The 7,982-nt window shown below is 70.4% G+C and carries 4 protein-coding genes; 2 read left to right on the top strand and 2 right to left on the bottom strand.

Annotated features, from left to right (window positions below):
• Window positions 1-93: 93 nt before the first annotated feature.
• Both FNH08_RS38475 and FNH08_RS38470 read right to left on the bottom strand, forming a co-directional pair.
• Window positions 94-669 carry a response regulator gene (locus FNH08_RS38475; protein WP_152776168.1) on the bottom strand — a complete coding sequence of 192 codons (576 nt, stop codon included), beginning with the start codon at window positions 667-669 and terminating at the stop codon, window positions 94-96.
• 15 nt (window positions 670-684) lie between these two features.
• The gene (locus FNH08_RS38470) at window positions 685-4,884 is read right to left on the bottom strand and encodes a HAMP domain-containing protein (protein WP_152776167.1); all 4,200 of its coding nucleotides are present in this window, start codon (window positions 4,882-4,884) and stop codon (window positions 685-687) included.
• 103 nt (window positions 4,885-4,987) lie between these two features.
• Between FNH08_RS38470 and FNH08_RS38465 the strand changes: the two genes are divergently transcribed.
• Complete coding sequence (locus tag FNH08_RS38465) at window positions 4,988-6,973, top strand: SpoIIE family protein phosphatase (protein ID WP_322726169.1); 1,986 nt, start codon at window positions 4,988-4,990, stop codon at window positions 6,971-6,973.
• A gap of 57 nt (window positions 6,974-7,030) precedes the next feature.
• The coding region (gene hemW, locus FNH08_RS38460) for a radical SAM family heme chaperone HemW (RefSeq protein ID WP_152776165.1) at window positions 7,031-7,982 on the top strand (952 nt) is incomplete at its 3' end.

Here is a 7,982-nt window from a genome sequence, read left to right as displayed (position 1 = left end):
GAGGCGTAGCGCGTCAGGGGAGGGGGTGCGGGGGATTGCTGGCGGCTTGCGGGTTCGTTGTGGCTTGTCGCGCAGTTCCCCGCGCCCCTTAGGTCAGGTCACGCGCCCTCGCGTTACGAGTTGCCGTAGCTCCCGGACCTGGAGACGCAGCTCCGCCAGGTCCGGGGGCTCGTCCCCGGTGAGTTGTTTCTCCAAGGCCGCAAGCCGACTGCTCAGCTCGGCACCCTGTGCCTGCTCCTGCGTCAGCATCCGCTCCAACTGCACGTTCTTGCGGTGCAGGTCCAGGAAGACCGCGACCTTGGCGCGTAGGACCCAGGGGTCGAAGGGCTTGGTGAGGTAGTCGGCGGCCCCGGTGGCGTATCCCCGGAAGGCGTAGCCCGCGTCGGCGTCCGTGCCCGTCAGGAAGATGATGGGGACGTCCTTGGTCTGGTCGAGCCGTTTGATGTTCGCGGCCGTCTCGAAGCCGTCCATGCCCGGCATGCGGATGTCGAGGAGGACCACGGCGAAGCGCCGCCTGAGCAGCGCCTTCATGGCTTCCTCTCCCGAACGGGCGCGTACCAGCGGCTCGTTCAGGGACCCCAGGACGGCCTCCAGCGCTATCAGGTTGTCCTCCATGTCGTCCACGAGGAGGATGCTGGCGCGGTCGTCGGTCGTTGCCTCAATGCTCATGTCTGACTGCCTCACTCAGTCTGCTGCTTCGTGGGCACTCGCCCCCTCGGCACCGGCCGGCCCCTCCGGCTCCGTGCTCTCCGGCTCCGTGCTCTCCGGTTCAGCATGGTCCTCCGGCGCACTCTCCGGGTCGAGGAGCGCGCAGACGACCGTGAGCAGCTGATCGACGTCCACCGGCTTCGGTACGTAGTCGTTGGCGCCCCGTGCGATGGACTTCTCGCGGTCGCCCGGCATCGCCTTCGCGGTCAGCGCGACGATGGGCAGGCCCGCCCAGCGCGGGGTGCGGCGGATGGCGGCGATCGTCTCGTAGCCGTCCATCTCCGGCATCATGATGTCCATCAGGACGAGTTCGACGTCCGGGTTGCGCTCCAGTGTCTCTATGCCCTCGCGGCCGTTCTCCGCGTAGAGGACGGGCATGCCGACGCGGCCGAGCACGTGCGTGAGCGCGAAGACGTTGCGGATGTCGTCGTCCACTATCAGCACCCGGCGGCCCGGCAGGACCTGTCCCGCGCGGCCCGACTTCCATGCCTCCAGCTTGTTGGGCGTCGGCCAGGTGTCGTCGGGGTCGTGCCCGGTGAACGGCTCGGCCCCGGTGAACGGCTCGGCCGACAGTTGCTCGGGGAGGGCCCGCTCCTCGGGCACCGGTCCGGTCGCCGCGTGGCCGGGGCTGACGACCGGCACGTACAGCGTGAAGGTGGAGCCCTTGCCGGGCACGCTCTCGGCGATGATGCGGCCGCCCAGCAGACCCGCGATCTCCCGGCTGATGGACAGCCCGAGACCCGTACCGCCGTACTTGCGGTTCGTCGTGCCGTCGGCCTGCTGGAACGCCTCGAAGATCACCGGGAGTTTCTCGGGCGCGATGCCGATACCGGTGTCGGAGACCGCGAAGGCGATCACCTCGTCGGTGTCCTCGCGGGTGTAGCGGTGTTCGGGGTCCTTGATGCGGTTGACGCGCAGCTCGACCCTGCCGCCCGAGGTGAACTTGATCGCGTTGGAGAGGAGGTTGCGCAGGATCTGCTGGAGTCGCTGCTCGTCGGAGTACATCTCCCGCGGTACGTCCTCGCCGACCGCCACCTCGAAGGCGAGCCCCCGGTCCAGGGTGAGCGGCCGGAACGTGGCGTGCACGTAGTCGAGCAGCTTGATCAGCGGGAGCCTCTTGGGGCGTACGTCCATCCGGCCGGCCTCGATCTTCGACAGGTCGAGGATGTCGTTGATCAGCTGGAGCAGGTCCGAGCCGGAGCGGTGGATCGTCGACGCGAACTGCACCTCCTGGTCGGTGAGATGGCCGTCCGGGTTGTCGGAGAGCAGCCGGGCCAGGATCAGCAGGGAGTTCAGCGGTGTGCGCAGCTCGTGCGACATGTTCGCCAGGAACTCCGACTTGTACTGGGAGGAGGTCGCCAGGAGCGCCGCCTTCTCCTCCAGCTCGGCGTTCGAGCGCTGCAACTCGGCCTGCTGCTTCTGGAGTTCGTCGGAGCGCTCCTGGAGCTGCATGGCCAGCCGCTGGGACTCGCCGAGGAGGGACTCCGTACGGGAGTTGGCGATGATCGTGTTGATCGCGACGCCGATGGTGTTCACGAACTGGTCGAAGAAGGCCAGGTGGACGTCGGAGAAGCGCGAGAAGGAGGCCAGTTCGATCACGCCGAGGAGCTTGTCCTCGAAGAGGATCGGGATGATGACCACGCTGCACGGGGACGCCTCGCCCAGACCGCTGTTGATCTTGATGTAGTCCGGTGGCGCCTCCTCCACCAGGATCCGCTTCTTCTCCCGCGCCGCCTGCGCCACCAGCCCGTGCACCGGCAGCCCGCCCGTCTCCACGGTCGCGCCCTGCGCCGAGCCGTACCCGGCGATGAACGCGAGCCCCTTGCCGAGCCCCTCGCCGGGCGCGGTCGTACGCAGCGCCGCGCCGTCCTCGTCGGGGTCGGCCAGGTAGAACGCCCCGTACTGCGCGTTCACCAGCGGCGTCAGCTCGCGCAGGATCAGGTCCGCGACCTCCATCAGGTCCCGGTGGCCCTGCATCAGTGCCGCCAGACGGGCCAGGTTGGACTCCAGCCAGTCCTTCGCCCGGGTGGTCTCGCGGAGGTTGGCCACCATCAGGTTGATGTTGTCCTTCAGCTCGGCGACCTCGCCGCGCGTCTCCACGGAGATGGAGCGCGACATGTCGCCCTGCGCCACGGCCGAGGCCACCTCGGCGATCGCGCGGACCTGGGTGGTGAGGTTCAGCGCCAGCTCGTTCACGTTCGTCGTCAGGCGCTTCCAGGTGCCGTACACGCCCTCGACCCGCGCCTGGCCGCCCAGCTGGCCCTCCGAGCCCACCTCGCGGGCGACGCGCGTGACCTCGGAGGAGAAGGAGGAGAGGGTGTCCACCATCGTGTTGATGGTCGTCTTCAGTTCGAGGATCTCGCCGCGGGCGTCCACGTCGATCTTCTTGGACAGGTCGCCCTGGGCCACCGCCGTCGCCACCTGGGCGATGTTCCTCACCTGGGACGTCAGGTTGTCGGCCATGTAGTTGACGTTGTCCGTCAGGTCCCGCCACACCCCGGACACGCCCAGCACCTGCGCGCGACCGCCGAGCCGGCCGTCGGTGCCGACCTCGCGGGCGACCCGGGTCACCTCGTCGGCGAAGGCGCGCAGTTGCTCCACCATCGTGTTGACGGTGTCCTTCAGTTCGAGGATCTCGCCGCGGGCGTCGACCGTGATCTTCTTGGACAGGTCGCCGTTGGCCACGGCGGTCGTCACCTGGGCGATGTTCCGTACCTGGGAAGTGAGGTTCAGCGCCATGAAGTTGACGTTGTCGGTGAGATCCTTCCAGACGCCGGAGGCGCCCCGGACCTGGGCCTGACCGCCGAGGTTGCCCTCGGTGCCGACTTCCCGGGCGACGCGGGTGACCTCGTCGGCGAAGGCGGAGAGCTGGTCGACCATCGTGTTGATGGTGGACTTCAGCTCCAGGATCTCGCCCTTCGCCTCGACCGTGATCTTCTTCCCGAGGTCTCCCTGGGCGACGGCCGTGGACACGAGGGCGATGTTCCGCACCTGTGAGGTGAGGTTGTCCGCCATGAAGTTGACGTTGTCGGTCAGGTCCTTCCACACGCCGGACACGCCCCGGACCTGGGCACGACCGCCCAGGTTGCCCTCGGTGCCGACCTCGCGGGCGACGCGGGTGACCTCGTCGGCGAAGGCGGAGAGCTGGTCGACCATCGTGTTGATGGTGGACTTCAGCTCCAGGATCTCGCCCTGCGCGTCCACCGTGATCTTCTGGCTGAGGTCGCCGTTGGCCACGGCGGTGGTCACCTGGGCGATGTTGCGGACCTGTGAGGTCAGGTTCGACGCCATGAAGTTGACGTTGTCGGTGAGATCCTTCCAGACGCCGGACACGCCTCTGACCTGCGCCCGCCCGCCCAACTGACCCTCCGTGCCGACCTCACGCGCCACCCGGGTCACCTCGTCGGCGAAGGCGGACAGCTGGTCGACCATCGTGTTCACCGTGAGCTTGAGTTCGAGCAGCTCACCGGTCGCCTCGACGGTCACCGTACGGGTCAGGTCGCCGCGCGCCACCGACGTCGTCACCAGGGCGATGTCACGGACCTGGGCCGTCAGCCGGGACGCCATCGTGTTGACCGCCTCGGTCACGTCCCGCCAACTCCCGGACAGACCGCGCACCTTGGCCCGCCCGCCCAGCCGCCCCTCCGTACCCACCTCGCGCGCGACCCGGGTCACCTCGCCCGTGAACAGCGACAACTGGTCGACCATGGTGTTCACGGCCCGGCCCAACCGCCGCAGGTCACCGCGGAGCTGCCGGTTCCCGTCGTGCAGGTCGACCCGCTGGGTGAGGTCCCCGCCGGCCACCGCGTCCAGCACGCGCGTGGCGTTGGCGGCGGGCGCCACCAGGGCGTCGAGGAGCTGGTTCACGTCGTTGACACGGGACGTCCAGCTGCCCTGGCCCGGGCTCGCGGAGAGCCGCTCGTCCAGGCGGCCGTAGCGCACCAACTCCCGCCGGACGCGCTGCACTTCCGTGTTGAAGTGGGTACTGCGGTCGATGATCTGGTTGAAGACGGCGGCAAGCTCGGCCGCGATGCCGTGCCCCGCCTCCGGTGCCTTCCTGAAATCGCCGTCCCGCGCGGCCGTCATGGCCGCGAGGAGAGGACGCAGATCAGATGTCCGAACAAGTCCGTCTTCCTGACCGTCTTCGAGCACCCGTGTAGCACTGTTCTCACTCATGGTGGCCCACTTCGGTAACTCGGCGCTTATGGGCGTGGCCAGTCTGTCACTCTGTCGGTGCCGCCTGAGGCCAATTCGTACGAACTGCTCCGGGAGCCGCACAGTGGGGGCCATTCCGACGCAACGCGAGTCGACGACTCGTGCTCCTGGTACGCCTGCGCACCAGGGCGCGGACCGGCGCGCGGTCGCACGAGCGTCGCTGCCCGGTGGTCCCCTCGCGCCCGGCGCTGCCCGCCGCTTCGCCCGCGCCGCCCTGGACGAGTGGGCCCGGCTCGTGCTGCCCGGATCCGATCTGCTCACCGACCGGTTCGCCGACGACGTCCTCGTCGTGGTCAGCGAACTGGTCACCAACGCCGTCGTGCACGCCGGCACGGACGTCGAGCTGCTGTGCCGTCTGGAGCACCCCGAGTACCTCGACGACGAGCCCGTCCACGTCGTCGTCGAGGTCTCCGACCACCACCCCTCGCGCGCCGTACGCGACGACGGCACCGAACGCCCGTACAGCACCGAGCGCCCGCACGGCACGGAACCCTCCTACGGCACCCCGGAGTACGGGCGCGGTCTGCGGCTCGTCTCCGCCCTCTGCGACGCCTGGGGCATCACCTACCGCACGGGCGTGAAGACCGTCTGGGCACGCCTGCCCGTCGACGGGGCCGTGGACGTCGAGGAGAGGATCGAGGCGTACGCCGCCGACACCGCCTTCGACCGCGGGACGATCGCCGCCGAGATACTCGCCCCCGCGCCGCGGCGGAGCACGGAGCGCGACCGGGACTGGCTGAACCGCGGCGCCCTCTCCTTCCTCGCCGAGGCCTCCGACCTGCTCGCCGGACAGCTCGACGAGGACCTGGTCGCCGCGCTCGCCGGACAACTGCTGGTGCCCCGCCTCGCCGACTGGTGCGCGGTGTGGCTGGAGGACGAGGGCATGGGCTGGCGCGGTGCCGAGGCCGGACACGGCACGGGATCCCGCCTCGCCCGCGTCTGGCACGTCAGCGAGAACCGCATCGAGGACCTGCGGCACGCGCTGGAGAAGGACCCGCCCCGGCTGCCGGAGTCCGTACGGTCCCGGGCGGTACCCGTGGCGTGGCCCGGCGAGGCGCTGGGCGACCGGGGCGGCGACCGGGGCGAGACCGGGACCGCGCTCGCGTACCGGCTGATCGCGGGCGGGCGGCCGCTGGGCACGATCGTCATCGGGCGGGCCGGTCTGCTCCGCTTCGCGGACGAGGTCACCGGGCTCGTCGAGGACCTCAGCCGCCGGGTGGCCCTCGCGATCGGCGCGGCCCGCCAGTACGCCCGCCAGGCCACCATCAGCCGGGTCCTGCAGCGCGGGCTGCTGCCCGGCGCGGTCGCCGAGATCCCCGGGATGCACAGCGCGCTGGTGTACGAGCCGTGCGACAAGGGCGGGCCCAGCGGAGACTTCTACGACCTGTTCCCGGCGGGCGACGGCCGCTGGTGCTTCGCCCTCGGCGACGTCCAGGGCAAGGGCCCCGAGGCCGCCGTCGTGATCGGCCTCGCCCGGCCCTGGCTGCGGCTGCTGGCCCGCGAGGGCTACCAGGTCGCCGACGTCCTCGACCGCCTCAACCAGCTCCTCCTCGACGACGCCACCGAGGCGGCGGACGCGGCCGCGCGGGCCCTGGTGACGGCCGGCGGACCCGGCCTCGGCGCGGACGAGGGCCCGCAGACCCGCTTCCTGTCCCTGTTGTACGGCGAACTCGTCCCCTACGAAGGCGGCGTCCACTGCACCCTCGCCTCCGCCGGACACCCCCTGCCGCTGGTCCTCGGCCCCGACGGCGACGTCCACACTGCCGCCGAGCCGCAGACCCTGCTCGGTGTGATCGAGGACATGGCGTACACCTCCGAGACCTTCACCCTGCACCCGGGCGACACGCTGCTGTGCGTCACCGACGGGGTGACCGAGCGGCGCTGTGGATCGGTGATGTTCGACGACGGGGACGGGCTCGCGGCCGCGCTGGCCGGGTGCCGCGGGTTGAACGCCGCGCTCCTCGCGGAGCGGATCAAGCGGCTGGTCCACGAGTTCGGCGAACGGCCGCCGGAGGACGATCTGGCGTTGCTGGTGTTGCAGGCGGAGTAGCTGGTGCGCAAGGGGAGCTCGTACGGGGGCGCGCGCCGGTGCTGGACAATGGAGGACATGCCTTCCGCACTCCCCGACGGTGAGCCCGTCCCCGACGACGGGGCGCTGCCCGCGCACGCCCTGGCCGGGGCCGTGGACCGGCCTCTCGGGTTCTACCTGCACGTTCCGTACTGCGCGACCCGCTGCGGCTACTGCGACTTCAACACGTACACGGCGACCGAACTGCGCGGGACGGGCGGCGTACTCGCCTCCCGCGACAACTACGCCGAGACCCTGATCGACGAGGTCCGCCTGGCCCGCAAGGTGCTCGGCGACGACCCGCGTCCCGTCCGCACGGTCTTCGTCGGCGGCGGTACGCCGACGCTGCTGGCCGCTGGTGACCTCGTACGGATGCTGGGGGCGATCCGGGACGAGTTCGGGCTCGCGGACGACGCGGAGGTCACCACGGAGGCGAACCCGGAGTCGGTGGACCCGGCGTATCTGGAAGTACTGCGGGAGGGCGGCTTCAACCGGATCTCCTTCGGCATGCAGAGCGCGAGGCAGCACGTGCTGCGGGTGCTGGACCGCACGCATACGCCGGGGCGTCCGGAGGCGTGCGTAGCGGAGGCCCGCGCGGCGGGCTTCGAGCACGTCAACCTCGACCTGATCTACGGCACCCCCGGGGAGTCCGACGACGACTGGCGGGCCTCCCTGGACGCGGCGATCGGGGCGGGGCCGGACCATGTGTCGGCGTACGCGCTGATCGTGGAGGAGGGCACGCAGCTCGCGCGGCGCATCCGGCGGGGTGAGGTGCCGATGACGGACGACGACGTTCACGCGGACCGGTACCTGATCGCGGAGGAGGCGCTGTCGGCGGCGGGCTTCTCCTGGTACGAGGTCTCGAACTGGGCCGCGTCCGTGGCGGGGCGCTGCCTCCACAACGAGCTGTACTGGCGGGGGGCCGACTGGTGGGGCGCGGGGCCCGGAGCCCACAGCCATGTCGGTGGGGTGCGGTGGTGGAACGTGAAGC

The sequence above is a fragment of the Streptomyces spongiae genome (assembly GCF_009377185.1).
Classification (GTDB): Bacteria; Actinomycetota; Actinomycetes; order Streptomycetales; family Streptomycetaceae; genus Streptomyces; species Streptomyces spongiae.
This window is presented reverse-complemented; position numbering and strand designations above follow the sequence as displayed.

Coding starts and splice junctions, on each gene's coding strand:
- FNH08_RS38475 (WP_152776168.1), bottom strand. CDS start 669: ATGAGCATTGAGGCAACGACCGACGACCGCGCCAGCATCCTCCTCGTG.
- FNH08_RS38470 (WP_152776167.1), bottom strand. CDS start 4,884: ATGAGTGAGAACAGTGCTACACGGGTGCTCGAAGACGGTCAGGAAGAC.